Source organism: Erythrobacter sp. SG61-1L (genome assembly GCF_001305965.1).
Classification (GTDB): domain Bacteria; phylum Pseudomonadota; class Alphaproteobacteria; order Sphingomonadales; family Sphingomonadaceae; genus Andeanibacterium.
This window is the reverse complement of sequence record NZ_JXQC01000003.1, coordinates 3,000,769-3,016,801: the sequence shown is the minus strand read 5'-3', so window position 1 is coordinate 3,016,801 and position 16,033 is coordinate 3,000,769. Positions and strand designations below refer to the sequence as shown.

Sequence of the window (16,033 nt, the reverse complement as noted above, 5' to 3'; positions counted from 1 at the left end):
CCCCCTACCTACTTTGCGGACAGCACCGCCGCACGGGCCGCTTCCCCGCGCGCGGCAACCAGCGCATCGCAATCGCGCACTTCTTCCATCGTGCGCTCAAAGGGCAATTGCGCGGGCGTATTGGCCACCAGTTCGCCGAACTGGCTTTCAAACTCGCTTGCCCGCTTGGCCGAGCAGAAGCCGGACAGCATGCCCGGGATCGAACGGGTCACGAAAATGCCGCCCATCTGCTGCACCAGATCGCGATAATTGGTGCGCAGCCATTCTGCGCCGAAATCGCGCGTCTTCTCGCGGCGCAACACGCCGGTGATCAGACGCAGCTTTTCGGTGGGTCGCAGCCTTTCATCCTTAAAGCCGTTGAGCAGCCAGTCCGCGATCTTCGCATCGCCCTTGCCCGCCAGCGCGCCGAGGGCGGCCGGGCGGAACACCGGATCCTGCGAGGCGAGCGCCTTGCCCGCCAGATCCTTCACTCTGGCAAGATCCCCTTCGTCGATATAGACGGCCAGCGCATCGGCCATGAAGGCATCGTCCAGCGCCGCCTGATCCCCGCCCAGATAGGCCCGAGCCGCATTGAGCAGGGTTGCGCGCACGCCCGCGTCATGCGCCGCGCTGGTCAGGCGGGTGACGAGCCGGTCGCGCCGTTCGCTCGTTTCTGCATCGGCACCGGCATAGGCCCCGCGCCGGGGATCGAAGCCGATCTCCTTGAGCTGGCTTGCATAAAGGCCGTCTACCAGTTGGCGGAATGCCTCTTCGGATTTTCCTTCCAGCGATCCGCCCGTGTCGAGCAGGGCCAGCGTCGACCCGGCTTCCGCGAAGGCGTAGGAATCGGGATTGGCTGCCAGCTTGCGGGTCAGGGCAATCAGCTGTTCCGGGCTGGCGCGCCCGGCGAGGTAGCTGGCCCGCAGGCTGTCCGCCACGGCCTGTGCTTCACCCCCGGTCAGAGTATCGGCAGTGGCGATCAGCCTGTCCCATTCTTCGGCGGGCAGTTCGAACCGGTAATAGCCCGTGCCCCCGGCGTTGGGCAGCAGCGCCCCATCACCCGCAATCGCGAAGGGCATCGACTTGTCGGCCAGCAGTTCGCACTTGCGCTCCGCCGCCGAACCTATTGTCCGCATGCACAAGGGCACTTGCCACTGCACATCCGGCCCCTTGCTGCCATAGCGGACATAGCGGCTCTGGCTGACTGTGTAGGTGCCCTGCGAACCGCTGACGGTAACCAGCGGCACGCCCTGCTGTTCGACAAAGCTCTTCATCGCCGAAACAATGCGCGGATCGCCCGCAGCGCCTGCCAGGGCGGAAAAGAAATCGTCGCCCGTGGCATTGGCGAAGGCATGGTTGGTAAGGTGCTGGTGCACACCGGCGCGGAACTTCTCCTCGCCCATGAAGGCGGCGATCATCGCAATGACATGGCCGCCCTTGCCATAGGTGATCGTATCGAAGGCCGCATCGATCTGGCCATTGGTCAGGATCGGCTCACGGATCGGCCGACCGGCCACCAGCGCATCGGTATCCATCGCTTCGAAGCCTTCGCCCAGCGCGCCTTCCCACACGCGCAGATCGGGCCGCCACTGATCGGCGACGTAATAGCCCACCCAGTTGGCGAAGCTTTCGTTCAGCCAGATATCATCCCACCATTCGGGCGTGACGAGATCGCCGAACCACTGATGGCCCAGCTCATGTGCCAGCACCATGCCCGCCACCCGCTTGGATGAAACCGGCGCGCTTTCGTCCAGCATGACGATCTGATCTGCATAAAGCACCGCGCCCGCATTCTCCATCGCGCCGGGCATGATCGGCGAGGTGATCTGGTCAAGCTTTTCATAAGGATACGGAATGCCGAAATAGCGTTCCAGCAGCGGAATGATCCTGGCTGTTGCATCCAGAGCGAAGTCGCTCTGCCCGGCATTTTGCGGCGTGGTGATCAGGCGCTGGGCAAGCGGGGCGGGCCGTTCCGGCGTGGCCGGGATCGTCCCTTCGGCAACCGAGAACGGGCCGACCATGAAGGCCGCCAGATAGGTCGGCAGCGGCTTGGTCTGGGCATAATGGTGCACGTCCCACTCGCCGTCCGTGCTGCTGGAAACCTCTGGCGTGTTCGACACGGCAACCAGCCCGCGCGGCGTGCGCAGGGTTACGGTGAAGTGCACCTTGAAGCCCGGCTCGTCAAACGAAGGGAAGGCCTGGCGCGCGTCGATCGATTCGAACTGCGTCCACGCAAACCACTGATCGCCCACCTTAGTACGGAAGATGCCCGCCGGGCCTTCATTGAAGTGATGGGTGTAAGTGAATTCCAGCACGGCCTCGCCCGCCGGAAGCTGCTCGTCGAACACCAGCCGGCCCACGCCTGTTTCATCGAGCTGGGTCCAGCGCCCGGCATAGGCCTTGCCCCCGATGGTCGCCGTGGCGGAAAGCATGGTGAGATCGAGGCCGTGCAGGTCGATATAGGTTGCGGGCCGGGCAATCGTCACATCGATCTGCGTGCGGCCGGAATAGGCCTCGCGCGCAGGATCGATCACCAGATCCAGCCGATAGGCCGAAGGCACCACCGCATCGGTCAGCCGGCCGGCCGGCACGGGGCCGAGCGCCTCGACAGCCGCGACCTCGGCAGACTTTTCCTGCGCCAAGGCAGGCTGTGCCCCGCAGGCGAAGGCGGAGACGAGGAAGGAGGCAGCAAGCAGTCTGGCGCGCATCGGGGGGCCTTTTCGGTGACGAACGGGAATCCCCCTGCCTCACCTTAAATGCCAGCCGATTTCAACCGTAACTTTCGTTAGGCAGCGTCAGGGATCGACGAAGGGCTTGCCTACCGCATCAGCCCGCCGATCAGATTGCGCGCGAAGCGACCTAGGCCCGGCACGCCAAAAGCCTTGCCGATCTCTGTTGCAACAGTGCCCGCCGCCGCACTGGCGGCGCTGGCCTGCGGATTGGCCCGGCTCTTCTTGCCCTGGATCGAACTGGCGAGGATCGAGCCGGCCGAAGCTGCGGCGGCGCCCACGGCGGCCTTGGTCACCTTGCCGCCAAGCCCGTCCCAGATGCTGGTGGACTTGCGCTCCCGCTTCGCCACTTCTTCCTTGCCCTTTTCGGCCACTTCCTGTGCGGTTGCGGCGGCGTCGGCGGCCTTCTGGGCCAGCACTTCCTCAGCGCTTTCCCGATCGACGCGCTCATCATACTTCCCGTCCACCGGGCTGATCGAACGGATGATGGCACGCTCCTTCTCGGTCACGGGGCCGAGGCGCGAGCGGGGCGGCTTTACCAGAGTGCGCTGCACGATGGAGGGCGCGCCGTCTTCCAGCAGAGTGGAAACCAGTGCCTCGCCCACTTTCAGTTCGGTGATCGCCTGAGCCACGTTCAGATCGGGGTTGATGCGGAAGGTTTCGGCAGCGGCCTTGATCGCCTTCTGATCGCGCGGCGTGAAGGCGCGCAGGGCATGCTGCACGCGGTTGCCCAACTGGCCCGCCACTTCCTCGGGAATGTCGATCGGGTTCTGGGTAACGAAATAGACGCCCACGCCCTTGGACCGGATCAGGCGCACCACCTGTTCGATCTTTTCCTGCAAAGCCTTGGGCGCATCGTCGAACAGCAGGTGTGCCTCATCAAAGAAGAACACCAGCTTCGGCTTTTCCGGGTCGCCAACTTCGGGCAGCGTCTCGAACAGTTCTGCCAGCAGCCACAGCAGGAAGGTGGCGTAGAGCTTGGGGCTGCGCATCAATTTGTCGGCGGCCAGCACATTGATGTAGCCGCGCCCCTGATCGTCCACCTGCAGGAAATCGTTTATCTCCAGTGCGGGCTCTCCGAAGAACTGCGCCCCGCCCTGGCTGTCCAGCGTCAGTAGCGCGCGCTGGATCGTGCCCACGCTGGCCTTGGTGACATTGCCGTATTTAGCGGAAAGTTCCCCGGCATTTTCCACCGCATGGGCCAGCATCGCCTGCAAATCTTCCAGATCGAGCAGCAGCAGGCCCTGTTCGTCGGCATAGCGGAACACGATGTTCAGCACGCCTTCCTGCGTTTCATTGAGGTCCATCAGGCGGGAAAGCAGCAGCGGGCCCATTTCGCTGATCGTGGTGCGGATGGGATGGCCCTGTTCGCCATAGAGATCCCAGAACACCGCCGGATTATCGGAATAGGCATAATCATCCATGCCCAGTTCTTTCGCCCGCGCCTCCAGCTTGTCGGCATTCTTGAAAGTGGGCGATCCGGCCATGGAGATGCCGGAAAGATCGCCCTTCACATCCGCCACGAAAACGGGAACGCCCTCGGCGGAAAAGCTTTCGGCAATGCCCTGCAGGGTCACGGTCTTGCCGGTGCCGGTCGCGCCCGCGATCAACCCGTGGCGGTTCGCGCGCGACAGGGTGAGCACCTGCCTTTCACCATTGGCGCCAAGTCCGATGAAGATGTCTGCCATGGATATCCGGCTCCCTGAATTTGCTGCCGCATGGTGATGCGGATGCACTTGGGCGCGGTCAAGCGCTCGACTTGCGCGGGAAACTTACTAAAGCCGGGCGCATGGCCACGCGGCAACCCTTTGTCCTGTTCGATGACGCGCGCGAGCATGGTGCGAGCGACGCGCAACTGTTCGAGAACCCGCGCGCGATCTTTGTCGCGCGCCGCCCGGAGGAAGTGTCCCCCGTGCTGGAAGCGGCTGAGGCTGCCCGGCGCGAGCAGGGCGGCACGCTGGCCGGATATTTAGCATATGAGGCGGGACTTGCACTGGAAGCCCGGCTGATGCCGCTGGCAGAGCCTCGCACCGGCGGGGCGGGGCCGCTCGTCTGGCTGGCGCTGTTCGGCGATCCGCAGATCATCCCCGCCGCCGATGTGCCGCGCTGGCTGGAAGACCATGCCGAAGCCGGGCTGCCGCCTTCCATCGGCCCGATGCAGCCGCAGATTTCCACCGGCGCCTATATCGAACAGTTCAATCGCCTGCAGGATGCGATCCAGGCGGGCGACATCTATCAGGCCAATTTCACCATGCAGCTTTCGGGTTCCACCCGGGGCGATCCGCTGGCGCTGTATGGGGCGATTCGCCCCTCGGCCAATGCGGGCTATGGCGGGGTGATCTTCGACGGATCGCACTGGCTGCTGTCGTTCAGCCCGGAACTGTTCTTCAGCCTGAAGGGCGATGCCGCGCGCTGCAAGCCGATGAAGGGCACCCGCCCGCGCGGGCGCGACGCGGAGGAAGACGCCGCGCTGGCGGAGGAGCTGGCCGCTTCGGTGAAAGACCGGGCCGAAAATCTGATGATCGTTGACCTGATGCGCAACGATCTCAGCCGCGTGGCCGTGGCCGGCACAGTGCGCGTGGAAAAGCCGTTCCTGGTGGAAACCTATCCCACCGTCCACACCATGACGACCACGGTCTGCGCGCAATTGCAGCCGGGGCTGGGCGCGATGGACATGATCGGCGCGCTCTTCCCCTGCGGTTCGATCACCGGGGCGCCGAAAATCCGCGCAATGGAACTGATCGACGAAACGGAACGCGACGTGCGCGGCCCCTATTGCGGCGCCATCGGCCGGATCGACGCGAATGGCGATGCTGCCTTCAACGTGGCCATCCGCACCATCCGCCTGACGCCTGAAGAAAACGGCCGGGGTACGGCAGTGATGGGCGTGGGCGGGGCTATCGTGGCTGACAGCACGGCCATGTCCGAATGGCGCGAATGCCTGGTGAAGGCCGATTTCGTGCGGCAGGCCGCCGCCGGGTTCGACCTGATCGAGACGATGGGCTTCGATCCCGAAAAGGGCATTCCGCTGCTGGAGCTCCATCTGGAACGGTTGAAGGCCAGCGCCGCCGAACTGGGCTTCGCCTTCGATCGCCACGCGACGCGCAATCAGATTCAGGCGCTGTGCTTCGAACTGGAAGAACCCGCCAAGCTGCGCCTGCTGCTGGCCCGCGGCGGGGCCACTTCGCTGGAAACCACGCCCATGCCCGCGCCTGCCACCGGCCCGATGCGCTGCGCGCCGGTGCCGCTGCCGGTCGTCACCGGGGACTGGCGCCTGCGCCATAAATCCACGGATCGCGCCTTTTATGAAATGGCTTTCGATCTGGCGAAGCAGTCCGGCGCAAACGAGGCCCTGCTGCTGCGCGACGATGGGCTGGTTACCGAAGGCAGCTTCACCAATATCTTTGTCCAACGCGACGGGATGCTGCTGACTCCGCCGCTCAGACTCGGCCTGCTTCCCGGCGTGCTGCGCCGGTCGCTGATCGAAGCGGGCAAGGCGGTGGAAGCGGAACTGACGCTGGCCGATCTTGCAGGCGGTTTCCTGCTGGGCAATGCCACGCGCGGGCTGATGGCCGCGCAATTGATGGAGAATGGCCAATGAGTTCGCCGCACCTTTCGCAGGCGCTCTCCCGGATCGAGCCTTCGCGCACCACGGCCATGACCGACCGCGCGACCGAACTGCGCGAACAGGGGCGTGACATCATCTCCCTTTCCGTGGGCGAGCCGGATTTCGCCACGCCTGCCCATGTAATCGCGGCGGCCAAGGCCGCGCTGGATGCGGGGCACACGAAATATACCCCTGTCACCGGCACGATGCGGCTGAAGGAAGCCGCCGCGCTCCACTACAAGCGCGATCTGGGGATCGATGCCGATCCGAAGAATGTGATCGTCAGCGCGGGCGGCAAGCAGGCGATCTTCCATGCGCTGCTGGCCACGCTCAGCCCCGGTGAGGAAGTGATTGTGCCTGCGCCGTGGTGGGTCAGCTATCCGCAGATCATCCGCTTTGCCGGTGGCCGCGTGGTTCCGCTGATCACCCGTGCGAAGGACAATTTCCGTTTCAGCCCCGCCGATGTGGAGGCGCTGATCACGCCGCAGACGCAGTGGCTGATGCTCAACAGCCCCGGCAATCCCACCGGCGCGGTCTATCCGGCGGACATGCTTCTGGGCATCGGCGAAGTGCTGCGCCGCCATCCGCGCGTGCTGGTGCTGTCGGACGATATCTATGCGCCGCTGATCTATACCGGCCAGCCCCACGCGACGCTGGCCAATCTCTGCCCCGATCTGGCGGACCGCATCTGCACTGTCTCGGGCGTATCGAAGAGCCACGCGATGACCGGCTTCCGCATCGGCGTGGCCACCGGGCCTGAATGGCTGATCTCCGCCATGGGCCGTCTCCAGTCACACAGTTCGGGCAATCCCGCCTCGATCAGCCAGGCCGCTGCCGTGGCCGCCTTCGAAGGGCCGCAGGAGTTCCTCGGCGAATGGCGTGAGCGCTTCCGCGCGCGGCGCGACATGGTGGTTGGCGCGATCAACGCGATCCCCGGCCTGTCCACGCCCGTGCCCGATGGAGCCTTCTATTGCTTCATCGACGCTGCTCCCTTGATGGAGCGTTTTGGCGACGATGAAGCACTGGCGATGCACCTGCTCGATCATGGCGTGGCCGTGGTCGCCGCATCGGCCTTCGGTGGACGCGATGGCTTCCGCATCAGCTTTGCCGCCGACGATGCCGTGCTGGCCGAAGCCATGCGGCGAATCGCAGGAGCACTGGCATGAGCCGCTGGCCGAACCTTGCCGACCGCATCCTGTTCGAGGATGCCGAAGCGCTGGTGATCGACAAGCCCGGCGGTATGCCGCTGGACCGGCCGCGCGCCGGGGGCGAATCGCTGGACGATCATCTGGAAGAGCTGAAGCTGGGCTTCCAGCGCCCGCCCGCACCAGCGCACCGTCTGGATATGGACACGTCAGGCTGCCTGCTGCTGGCCCGCAACCCCCGGGCGCTGAAGCGCTTCTCCCAGGCCTTCGAGGAACGTCGGGTGGAGAAGACCTATCTGGGCATTCTGGCCGGGGAAGTGGCTCAGGAAGAAGGCACGGTGGAACTGGCCCTCTCCAAGATCAGCAGCGCGGCCGATGGCTGGCACATGATCCCGGCGCGCAAGGGCAAGCCCGCCATCACGCATTGGCGGCGAATCGCCGTGCAGAACGGCGTGACGCTGGTGGAATTCAAACCCGTTACCGGGCGCACTCACCAGATTCGCGTCCATGCCGCATCGGGCATCGGTTTTCCGCTTGTTTGCGATCCTGTTTACGGCAAGCGCGATTCGCGCGTGGGGCGCACCATGCTGCACGCCTCGGCCTTGCTGATGGAGCGCGAGGGCAAGGAAGCCATCGCCGCCACTGCGCCGATGCCCGCCGATTTCGCCGTGTTCGGCTTCACCGGCGGCGATGACTGAGGACGATCTCGTTCCGCGTGCGCTGGCGCTGGCGGAAGAGAGCTTCATCGCCGCATCCGGCCCCGGCGGGCAGAACGTCAACAAGGTGGCCACCGCTGTCCAGTTGCGGGTGAATGTCTATGCGCTACGCCTGTCCCCGCCGGTGTTCCACCGGCTGAAGGAACTGGCGGGCAGCCGGATGAACGCGAAGGGCGAGATCGTGATCGCCGCCCGCAATCACCGCACGCAGGAAATGAATCGCGCCGATGCCCGCGCGCGACTCACCCAACTGCTGGAAGAGGCCCAGCGCGAGCCGAAGAAGCGCGCCAAGAGCCGCCTCAACCGCATCGGCAAGGAAGCCCGCCTGCAATCGAAGAAGAAACGCGGCAGCGTAAAGGCCGGACGCGGCAAGGTGGAGTGGTGAAGTGACTCACTCCGCTTGACTTTCGGGCGCTTCTGACGCAATGGCCGGCCCCTGTAGGGCGGTGCCACGGGCGCCGCTTTGTTGTTTTGGCCCGCTGTGGCCATCAGATAGATTTAGGATAGAGCCATGGCGAAGCCCGCAACCGTCAAGATCCGGCTGGTCTCCACCGCCGACACCGGTTTCTTCTATGTGACCAAGAAGAACCCGCGCAACACGACCGAAAAGTTCAGCTTCCGCAAGTACGATCCGGTTGCTCGCAAGCACGTCGAGTTCAAGGAAGCCAAGATCAAGTAAGCTGAATTCCGGCCCGGTCCGGAATTCACGCACAGTTCAAGGCTTCGTGCTAACAGGCGGGGCATGAACACGATCTCTGCATTTTCGAAGAGCGCCATCCGCCCGGTTATTGCCGGTGCGCTGGCGCTCGTCGTGCCTTCGCTGGCACTCGCCCCCACCATGCCTGCGCCCGCCGCCGCCGCAACCGATGCGCGGCTGGATCAGGCGGTTGCCGCGCTGCGTGCGATTTCCACGCTGCGGGCAAATTTCACCCAGACGGACCGCAATGGCCAGCGGGTGAAGGGCGTGCTCAGCCTGAAGCAGCCGGGCAAGATCCGTTTCGAATACGAAAAGGGCGTGAACCTGCTGATCGTCGGCAATGGCAGTTCGCTGACCATGATCGATTACGATGTGGCGCAGGTGCAGCGCTGGCCGATCAAGAATTCCCCGCTGGGCGCCCTGCTGGACCCGAAGCGCGACGTGGCGCAGTTCGGCAAGGTCCAGCCCACTTCCAGCCCCGATGTCATCAGTGTCGAGGTGAAGGATCCGAACAAGCCGGAATATGGCGTGATCACCCTGATCTTCATGAAGAAGGCAGGCGCGCCGGGCGGGATGGAACTGGTGAGCTGGGTGGCCCTCGATTCGCAGAATCAGCGCACCACCGTGCGCCTGTCCGACCACCGCTACGGAGTCGCTCTTCCCGACTCGACGTTCAAGTGGCGTGACCCGCGCGTAACGACTCGTCGCCCGGGCTAAACGGCCTGACAGCAAGCCGAAACTGGCCTGCGATGAACTGCTCTCACCTGTTCAGGAGGCAGCAAGCTGGCGGGGCCTAAAACAAACTCACAAGGCGGCGCGAGGAGGGTTTCCCCCCTGTTGCCCTGACCTCCGCCAAGCAAGCTGCCTTGTACAGCGTGACGAACGCTCAAACGGAACCCCCGTCCCAATGCCCCCGGGACGGGGGTTCTTTTTTGCTTTCCGGCGGTCATGCAGCCAGCCCGCGCATGGCATGCGTTGGTCCGCCGGGGACGCACCAGATGTAACACCCTCACCCTTGCCGCCCCGTTCCATCCCCCCTATCTCCCCCGGCCATGGTCAAGATCGCTTCCTGGAACATCAATTCGGTGCGCCTGCGCATGCCGATCGTCGAACGCTTTCTTCAGGAAGAGGCGCCCGACGTGCTCTGCCTGCAGGAAATCAAGACGATCGAGGAAAGCTTCCCGCACAAGGCATTCGATGCGCTGGGATATACCCACCGCGCGATTCACGGGCAGAAGGGCTATCACGGCGTCGCCACCGTTAGCCGCATCCCCTTGCGCGAATTTTCGCGGCACGACTGGCAGGATAATGGCGAGGCCCGCCATGTTGGCGTGGAGCTGCTCGGCCCGGGCCAGGGCATGATCCTCGAGAACGTCTACATTCCCGCGGGCGGCGACGAACCGGACCGCACGATCAATCCCAAGTTCGGCCAGAAACTCGATTTCTTCGAGCGGATGACCCGCTGGGCCGACACGGTGGACCGGCCGACCCTGATCGTGGGCGATTTCAATGTCGCCCCGCTCGAATGCGATGTGTGGAACCACAAGCAATTGCTCAAGGTGGTCAGCCACACCCCGATCGAGGTCGAAACCCTCCAGCGCTTCAAGGACGCGCATGGCTGGGTGGATATCGGGCGGGAGCTGATCAAGGCCCCTGAACGCTATTACAGCTGGTGGAGCTATCGCTCGCCGGATTGGAAGGCCAATGATCGCGGTCGCCGTCTGGACCATATGTGGGCATCGCCCGAGCTGGCGAAGCAGGCTGTCGCCCATTCCGTGCTGGAAGCAGCGCGCGACTGGGAAAAGCCGAGCGACCATGTGCCGCTGATCACGGAGTTCGCGCTCTGAGCGATCCCTCGCCATCGCGCCGGGCGGCTCAGGCCGTGGACGCGTTGCGCCATGGCTGGCCGCTGGCACTGGAGGGCGGCCCCATCCTGCTGCCGGTGGAAACTGCCATCGCGCCGGGTGCCTCGTCGTGCCAGATGCTGATCTCCGCCGCGCGCGCGGCAACGCTCAAGCTCGCCAATCAGCGCGAAGCGGCCGAACCGCATGCCCCGGTGCTGATGCGCGGTGCTGAACCGTTCGACCTTGCCGCCGCCCTGCCGATTGCAGACCCTTCGCTCGACCTGTCGGCCCCGATGAAGGGCCCGTTCCTTGCCGAGCATCTGGACTGGCGTGAGGCCGCCGTTGCGGCGCTGGAGCTGGCGAGGATTGCGGGCATCCTCCCGGCCTTTCTAGTGGACCCGGTGAACGCCGGGGAAGCCCAGAAGGTTTCCCCTGCTGATGTCGCCGCGCTGGCGGATGCGCAGCGCCTTGTCATTGCCACCAGAGCACGCCTGCCTGTCTCGGCGAGCGAGGATGCGGAAATCGTCGCCTTCCGGAGTGCCGACGATCTGCGCGAACATGTCGCGCTGGTCATCGGGCAGCAGAATGCGGATCGCCCGCCGCTGGTGCGGCTCCATTCCGAATGCCTGACCGGCGACATTCTGGGCAGCCTGAAATGCGACTGCGGGCCGCAGCTGGACGCCGCGCTCCACGCAATGGCGCACGAGGCGCGCGACGGCGGCTGGGGCGTGCTGCTTTATCTGAGGCAGGAAGGGCGCGGCATCGGCCTGGTCAACAAGCTGCGTGCCTATCGCCTGCAGGATCAGGGCTTCGATACGCTGGAAGCGAACCGCAGGCTGGGCTTCCCGGAAGAGGCCCGTGATTTCGCCACGGCGGCCCGGATGCTGGACCTGCTGGGCGTACCCGCTGTGCGGCTGATGACGAATAATCCGGAAAAGGTCGCAGCGCTCTCAGCAGCCGGAGTGAACGTGATCGAACGCGTGCCCCACCAACTGCCCGCCAATCCGCATAACCAGCGCTATCTCGACACCAAGCGCGACGGGGCGGGGCATCTGCTGGTTTAGGCAAGCCTTGGTCATCCCGGACTTGTTCCGGGATCCCGCTTTTTCTTTTCAATTGAAGCTGGACCCCGGAACGGGTCCGCGGTGACAGATGATGCGTATCACCGCCGCTCGTAACGCGTCAGGCCCGGCCCGAGTTTGTTCTGGCCGATGGCGATGCGGTGCCCCGTCCAGTCTGCCACGAACACCGTCGGCTGGGCACGCGGAGCAAGACGGGCGTCGTTACCGGCGATCTGCAAACCGTCAGCCGTATGCCGCAAATCTTCCGCACCGACTGCGATCAGGGCAGAGCGGTTTTCCTTGTCAGTCCCCTGTACGAACCAGTTATTGGTGATCTGGCCCGTCGCGCCCGCCGGCAGATCGATCATGTAATTGGTGCCGCGCCCACCCGTATCGTCAAAGCTGCACGAAGCGATCTGCACCTGTGCCGCGCGCGATTTCACATAATGGCCGCCGCGCCCCTGTTCGAAGCGACTGCGAGTAACGCGCAGCTGGCCGTAATCGCCGATATAGATCGAATGGGCACAGCCGCCCGCGCCCTCGCAAGTGCCCAGCCGGGTAAAGGTAGACTTGTCGATCACGATGCGCCCGTTCTGCGCCTCGCCCGTCAGGATACCCTGCTGGCTGTCGCGGAACCAGCTCTGCGCGATGGTGAGGTTGCCCTGTTCCAGCCGAATGCCAGCGCCATTGCCATCGGGCACGCGCAGGTTCTGGAAGACGAGGCCGGTGATGGTTGCATTCCGGCCGCGCAGCACCAGCGCCGCCTTGCCTTCACAGGTCACGCCATCCAGCACGGCCTTGCCCGGCTCTGCCGCAATGTAGGAAATGCTCCCCGCCGTCTGAACCGCGCAATCGGCATGGAGGCCGGGAGCGATAGAAATCGATCCCTTGCCCCCGCCGATCGCATCGACCGCCTGCTGCAATTTGGCATAGCTGCGCCCGGTCTCAACCACCTGATAGGGCGCGCTGCCGCTCTGGGCGAGAATGGCCGGGCCGGTGGCCACGGCAAGCGCGGCGACACCAAGGGCGAGCGATAGGCGAAAACGGGTCTCCATGGCGGTGGCCCTAGCATTTGCGCGGTTAAGGAGCGGCTAACCGCGTTTCAGCGCTGACCCTTCGGGCGCTGGCGTCCACCCCGACTGCCGCCCTTGGGTGCATCGTCATCATCCTTGCCGGAACGCCATTTCCACCCGCCCCGCGTGCGCTTGCGGGCAATGAACAGCAGGATCGCCGTGGCGAAGAGAATGACCCCGGATGTGGCGAGAATCCCGTTCGGATCGTGGACCGGCATCGCCAGAGCGGCGCCGAATACCACCAGCAGGTAAGCCGCCAGCACTACCCAGCCCTGCCAGGCGATGGGCATACCCGCGCCATAACCGTATTTCTTGGGGGCGAACCAATCGCCCGGTTCGAAGAACTTGTGCAGCATCGGGTTTACTCCGTCTCTTTGGGCGGTCGGCCCCGGCGCGGTGCATCGCCCACCGGAACCTTCACTCCGCGCCGGGCCAGTGCCTCGCGCAGCAGCACTTCCACCTCGGCATTGACCGAGCGCAGATCCTGCGCGGCCATGCGTTCCAGCGCGGCGTAAAGCGCGGGATCGAGCCTGAGGGCGAAGGCTTTCTTTGCAGGGCCGGCCATGGTTCAGATCACTGGTAGAGCGTGCCCGTGTTCACCACCGGCTGCGCCTCGCGGTCGCCGCACAGCACCACCATGAGGTTGGAGACCATGGCGGCCTTGCGCTCGTCATCAAGGTCAACCACGCCATCCTCGGCCAGCTTGGTCAGCGCATCTTCCACCATGCCGACCGCGCCCATCACCAGCTTGGTGCGCGCGGCGATCACAGCCTCTGCCTGCTGGCGCCGCAGCATCGCCCCGGCGATTTCGGGGGCATAGGCAAGGTGAGTAAGCCCCGCCTCATCCACGATGATGCCCGCCACCTTCAGCCGGTCATTCAATTCGGCCTGCAATTCGGAACTGATCACGTCCGCGCTGCCGCGCAGGGTCGTCTTGTCGTCATCGCTCATGTCGTCATAGGGATGGCGCGCGCCCACGGTGCGCAGCCCCGCCTCGATCTGGATGTTCACGAATTCGCGGTAATCGTCCACGTCGAAACTGGCCTGCGCCGTATCCTGCACGCGCCACACCACGTTGCACGCCACTTCGATGGGATTGCCGCGCAAATCGTTGATCTTCACCCGTTCCGAATGAACGTTATGCGCGCGCACATTGATCTTGCGCCGTCCCTGCCAGAACCACACCCAGCGCAGGCCCTGCGTCCGGTCCGTCCCGCGATAGGCGCCGAACTGGGTGATGACATAGGCCTGGTTGGGCTGGATCATGTAGAAACCTGCCAGAGTGAGGATGAAGGCCAGGATCGCCAGCACCAGCAGGATTCCGCCCCACCATGCGCCGCCGCCATTGTTGAAGGCCGCGATGCGCCACACGACGATGGCGACGGGCACCAGCAAGGCCAGCAGGAAGGCATATCCGTTGAACGTATTGGCCGGCATTTCCCGGCTGACAGTCATCGCCCGGTTGGAATCCGACATGGCGAATCTCCCCTGAATGATATAATTATGATATCATATTTTTCACTCGGAACGCGGTCAAACGAAATCGGCTGGGGGCAAAGGGGGTTTGCATCACTGGCCGCCGTGACTAGGTTTGCCGACAGGGAGCGCCTGTTTTCGCCTCCCGCCATTCCTGGATTGGAAGAGGGATTCCCATGAAGAAGATTGCACACATCGCCTTGGCATCGGCCGTCGCCCTGACGCTGGCCGGCTGCGGCAGCTCCGACGACGCCTCCACCGATGCGATGGCAGACGATGTCGAAGTGAGCGCGGACGAAGCGATGAGCGGGCCTGAAGACGCGGGCGCCCTGCCCACGGCCGATGCCAGCGCGACCGAGGATGCAGAACCGGCCGCCGATGCGACCACTGCTGCGAACGCCGCCAGCGATGAAGCCGCTGCAGCGGTTGCCGATGTCGAGGCCGCCGCCGCCGAGGCTGACAACGCCAACTGAGGCGCATGGCTTCCGGCCCTGAGCCGGAATGGAATCTGGCGGGTGCGAATCTAAGGGTTCGCGCCCGCTTTTTCTTTGGCCGCAATGCATTATGATCGCCCCATGCGCTCACTAGCTTTCCTGCCGATCGCACCGGCCCTGCTGCTGGCAGCCTGCGGACCCAACGATACCGATCCCGGCCCCGGCGGCGTTACCGTGGCGGAAGCCCGCGCGCTGGACGAAGCCGCCGAGATGATCGAGCAGCGCCGCCTTCCCCCCGAAGCACTGGCGGAACCTTCTGCCTCGCCCGCGGATGGCGACACTCCCGGCCCGCAGGCCACTGGCGAGCAATAGGCAGGACCGGCAGATGACCGACGCACAAGACTGGATCGGCCGCGAGGAACGCCAGACCGACCGGATGGGCGTGCCGCTGGCCCATCGCTGGCTGGCCACGCTCGACCTCACGCCGCGCGGGGAAGGCCCGATGCCGCAGGGCATTCACTGGTGCCTGTGCGTGCCCGAAACGCCGACTGCGCGACTGGGGCCGGATGGCCACCCCGCGGCGGACGGATCGCCCGGCAGCTTCCTGCGCCCGGTCGCGGCGCCGCGGCGCATGTGGGCGGGCAGTTCGCTGACCTTCCACAACCCCATCCAGATCGGCGCCCGGATCGAGCGGATCAGCCGCATCGAATCCATCGAGGAGAAAGAGGGCAGCAGCGGCAAGCTGACCTTCGTGACGCTGGCGCATGAAACACGGTCGGACAATGCCCCGGCGGTGAGCGAAAAGCAGACGCTGGTCTATCGCGACGCCCCGCCGCCCGGCACCCCGCCCGCGCCGCCGCCACTTGGCGATACGCGCTTCAATGACAGCGAATGGGATGCCGTGGAACGCTTCGTGCCGAACCTGCCGCTGCTGTTCCGTTATTCCGCACTGACCTTCAACACGCACCGCATCCATTACGATGCCGATTACGTGCGCGAGGTTGAGAATTATCGCGGCCCTGTGGTCCACGGCCCGCTGACCGCCACTCTGCTGCTGCGCCTTGCCGCGCGGGCCTGCGGAGAAAACCGGCTGGCGCGCTTCTCGTTCAGGGGACTAAGCCCGGCCGTCGCGGATGAGGAACTGGTGCTGGCGCTTCGTGGCCCGCGTGACGCACTGGAACTGGGCGCTTTCGCTGCCGATGGGCGACAGGTGATGAAAGTGGATGCAGCCTGTCATTCCTGACGCCTGATTGCAGGCAGACAGGCGCCGAT

Annotated in this window: 17 protein-coding genes; 11 read left to right on the top strand and 6 right to left on the bottom strand. The window is 64.8% G+C overall.

Annotated features, from left to right (window positions below; genetic code table 11):
* Positions 1-8 precede the first annotated feature (8 nt).
* Positions 9-2,687 (bottom strand): M1 family metallopeptidase, encoded by a 2,679-nt coding sequence (locus tag SZ64_RS14775; protein WP_054531529.1) that lies wholly within the window; start codon positions 2,685-2,687, stop codon positions 9-11.
* A gap of 110 nt (positions 2,688-2,797) precedes the next feature.
* Positions 2,798-4,396: a helicase HerA-like domain-containing protein gene (locus SZ64_RS14770; RefSeq protein ID WP_054531528.1), complete on the bottom strand. Its 1,599-nt coding sequence runs from the start codon at positions 4,394-4,396 to the stop codon at positions 2,798-2,800.
* Between the two features lie 101 nt (positions 4,397-4,497).
* Between SZ64_RS14770 and pabB the strand changes: the two genes are divergently transcribed.
* The 8 genes from pabB to ribA all read left to right on the top strand — a co-directional run bounded on the left by pabB (position 4,498) and on the right by ribA (position 11,781).
* On the top strand, positions 4,498-6,309 hold the full coding sequence (gene pabB, locus SZ64_RS14765; RefSeq protein WP_054531527.1) for an aminodeoxychorismate synthase component I: 1,812 nt from the start codon (positions 4,498-4,500) through the stop codon (positions 6,307-6,309).
* Positions 6,306-7,481, top strand: coding sequence for a pyridoxal phosphate-dependent aminotransferase (locus SZ64_RS14760; RefSeq protein ID WP_054531526.1), 1,176 nt, complete (start codon positions 6,306-6,308; stop codon positions 7,479-7,481). The genes pabB and SZ64_RS14760 overlap by 4 nt, the downstream gene beginning before the upstream one ends.
* Entirely contained in the window at positions 7,478-8,158 is a 681-nt protein-coding gene (locus SZ64_RS14755) for an RNA pseudouridine synthase (RefSeq protein WP_054531525.1), read from the top strand. Before SZ64_RS14760 ends, SZ64_RS14755 begins: the two co-directional genes overlap by 4 nt.
* A complete protein-coding gene (gene arfB, locus SZ64_RS14750; protein ID WP_054531524.1) occupies positions 8,151-8,561 on the top strand; it encodes an alternative ribosome rescue aminoacyl-tRNA hydrolase ArfB in 411 nt (136 codons plus the stop codon). Before SZ64_RS14755 ends, arfB begins: the two co-directional genes overlap by 8 nt.
* A gap of 126 nt (positions 8,562-8,687) precedes the next feature.
* A complete protein-coding gene (gene rpmG, locus SZ64_RS14745) occupies positions 8,688-8,855 on the top strand; it encodes a 50S ribosomal protein L33 (protein WP_054531523.1) in 168 nt (55 codons plus the stop codon).
* Between the two features lie 63 nt (positions 8,856-8,918).
* On the top strand, positions 8,919-9,590 hold the full coding sequence (locus tag SZ64_RS14740) for an outer membrane lipoprotein carrier protein LolA (protein ID WP_054531522.1): 672 nt from the start codon (positions 8,919-8,921) through the stop codon (positions 9,588-9,590).
* Between the two features lie 335 nt (positions 9,591-9,925).
* A complete protein-coding gene (locus SZ64_RS14735) occupies positions 9,926-10,720 on the top strand; it encodes an exodeoxyribonuclease III (protein WP_054531521.1) in 795 nt (264 codons plus the stop codon).
* A 35-nt stretch (positions 10,721-10,755) separates the two neighbouring features.
* On the top strand, positions 10,756-11,781 hold the full coding sequence (gene ribA / locus SZ64_RS14730) for a GTP cyclohydrolase II (RefSeq protein WP_054531520.1): 1,026 nt from the start codon (positions 10,756-10,758) through the stop codon (positions 11,779-11,781).
* A gap of 98 nt (positions 11,782-11,879) precedes the next feature.
* On the opposite strand, the gene SZ64_RS14725 is transcribed toward ribA, so the two are convergent.
* From SZ64_RS14725 to SZ64_RS14710, 4 genes are read right to left on the bottom strand one after another with little or no spacing between them, the layout of a single operon-like run.
* Positions 11,880-12,833, bottom strand: a complete 954-nt coding sequence (locus SZ64_RS14725) for a right-handed parallel beta-helix repeat-containing protein (RefSeq protein ID WP_054531519.1) — start codon at positions 12,831-12,833, stop codon at positions 11,880-11,882.
* A gap of 47 nt (positions 12,834-12,880) precedes the next feature.
* Positions 12,881-13,207 (bottom strand): hypothetical protein, encoded by a 327-nt coding sequence (locus tag SZ64_RS14720; RefSeq protein WP_054531518.1) that lies wholly within the window; start codon positions 13,205-13,207, stop codon positions 12,881-12,883.
* A 5-nt stretch (positions 13,208-13,212) separates the two neighbouring features.
* On the bottom strand, positions 13,213-13,416 hold the full coding sequence (locus SZ64_RS14715; RefSeq protein ID WP_054531517.1) for a hypothetical protein: 204 nt from the start codon (positions 13,414-13,416) through the stop codon (positions 13,213-13,215).
* Between the two features lie 8 nt (positions 13,417-13,424).
* On the bottom strand, positions 13,425-14,327 hold the full coding sequence (locus SZ64_RS14710; RefSeq protein WP_054531516.1) for an SPFH domain-containing protein: 903 nt from the start codon (positions 14,325-14,327) through the stop codon (positions 13,425-13,427).
* A 176-nt stretch (positions 14,328-14,503) separates the two neighbouring features.
* On the opposite strand from SZ64_RS14710, the gene SZ64_RS14705 reads away from it, so the two are divergent.
* The 3 genes from SZ64_RS14705 (at position 14,504) to SZ64_RS14695 (ending at position 16,004) form a co-directional block, all read left to right on the top strand.
* Entirely contained in the window at positions 14,504-14,800 is a 297-nt protein-coding gene (locus SZ64_RS14705; RefSeq protein ID WP_054531515.1) for a hypothetical protein, read from the top strand.
* Between the two features lie 102 nt (positions 14,801-14,902).
* On the top strand, positions 14,903-15,133 hold the full coding sequence (locus tag SZ64_RS14700) for a hypothetical protein (RefSeq protein ID WP_156313652.1): 231 nt from the start codon (positions 14,903-14,905) through the stop codon (positions 15,131-15,133).
* A gap of 13 nt (positions 15,134-15,146) precedes the next feature.
* Positions 15,147-16,004 carry a MaoC family dehydratase N-terminal domain-containing protein gene (locus SZ64_RS14695; protein WP_054531513.1) on the top strand — a complete coding sequence of 286 codons (858 nt, stop codon included), beginning with the start codon at positions 15,147-15,149 and terminating at the stop codon, positions 16,002-16,004.
* Positions 16,005-16,033 lie beyond the last annotated feature (29 nt).